Source organism: Synechococcus sp. R55.7 (genome assembly GCF_047461955.1).
In the GTDB taxonomy this organism is placed as follows: domain Bacteria; phylum Cyanobacteriota; class Cyanobacteriia; order Thermostichales; family Thermostichaceae; genus Thermostichus.
The window spans coordinates 6,327-7,665 of record NZ_JANSIC010000064.1; the positions used below are offsets into that span (position 1 = coordinate 6,327).

Consider the following 1,339-nt stretch of genomic DNA (forward strand, 5'->3'; position numbering starts at 1 on the left):
ATAGGTCGATGCCAACGCTGGAAGCGTAGATTGCCTCCACCGATACAGCGGACACCCGTTGAGGACGCACGATCATGTACTCATTGTCCATTTGCTTGGGCAAGGTGATGAACTCTTCGCCGCCCACCATGAGGTTGTTGATCAGCTCGGTGTATTCTCTGGCTTCTTTGACCCGTACCTGCATGGTTTGTCCACCTTCCAGCATGATGTGGACAAGATATCCGTCAGGTTTTCTGGCCATGGATGCTCCTGCTGGGTGAACCGAAGGACGAGACGAGGGGTGTTCTTATGAACATTATTCCCCCTTTTGAGACCCCTAACCAACCCCTGACTCTTCCGTGAAATCTGGAATTGAGCTGCGCCAAACCGAATCCCAAGCCGTAGCATAGTGAAAGTGAAATGTGCCCATTTTAATCTTCCTCGCGCTCCATGCCCCATTTGCCTGATGTTTCTGCCGCCCACCGTGAGCTGGAGTGGAACGGAGTTCCTTCCACGCCGACAAACGACGCCCAACCCCTAAGCCGCCCTACTGTGAAGGATCCCATCACCGCCCGTTCCGACATCATCGCCGTCGGGGGAGCAGAGGACAAGGAAAATGAGCGCCACATCCTTTGGGAATTCTTCCGCCGAGCGGGGGGAAAGTCTGCCCACATCACCATCGTGCCCGCGGCTTCTGGGATCCCGGCGGTGCTGGGGGAGATCTACGCCAACATTTTTCAGCAGATGGGGGCAGCCAGCCTCCAAGTTCTGGATATCCGCAGCCCGATGGAGGCAAGGGATCCCGATAACGTTGAGAAAATCCGCTTCTCCACCGGCATCTACTTTACGGGTGGGGATCAGGAGCGGCTGGCGGAGGTGCTGGCCCACAGCGAGCTGATGGAGGCCATTCGACAGCAGTGGCAGCGGGGGCAGACGGTAATTGCCGGAACCAGCGCCGGAGCTTCTGCGTTGGGGCAGCAGATGATCTCCCGCGGCTACAGCGGAGAACCGCCCACGCCGGCAATTGTAACGGTGAAGACAGGCCTGGGCCTTTTGCCTCGCGTCATCATCGATCAACATTTCCATCAGCGCAATCGCCTGGTGCGGCTGGTTACGGCGGTGGCCCACTATCCCCAATGTTTGGGTATCGGCATTGATGAGAATACGGCGGTGGTGATCCAGGCCGACGATGTGATGGAGGTGATCGGCTTGGGGACGGTGACGATTGTGGACGGGACACAACTGTACTCGACTGTTCAGGAGGCGGCAGCGGATGAGTATTTTCGGCTGCACAATGCCCGCATTCACTTTTTGCCGCCGGGATCCCGATTCGATCTCAACACCTTGTCTCCGCTGTGAC

Annotated in this window: 2 protein-coding genes; one reads left to right on the plus strand and one right to left on the minus strand. The window is 57.4% G+C overall.

Annotated elements, in window-relative coordinates; genetic code table 11:
- Window positions 1-241, minus strand: a 241-nt coding sequence (locus NW820_RS05060) for a hypothetical protein (protein ID WP_414357385.1), incomplete at its 3' end; no start/stop codon positions are given.
- 188 nt (window positions 242-429) lie between these two features.
- Here NW820_RS05060 and NW820_RS05065 point away from each other — a divergent pair.
- Window positions 430-1,338 carry a cyanophycinase gene (locus NW820_RS05065; protein ID WP_414342426.1) on the plus strand — a complete coding sequence of 303 codons (909 nt, stop codon included), beginning with the start codon at window positions 430-432 and terminating at the stop codon, window positions 1,336-1,338.
- The last annotated feature ends 1 nt before the right edge of the window (window position 1,339 follow it).

Bases quoted from the DNA above. Each gene is read 5' to 3' on its own strand.
- NW820_RS05065 (WP_414342426.1), top strand. From the start codon at position 430: ATGCCCCATTTGCCTGATGTTTCTGCCGCCCACCGTGAGCTGGAGTGG.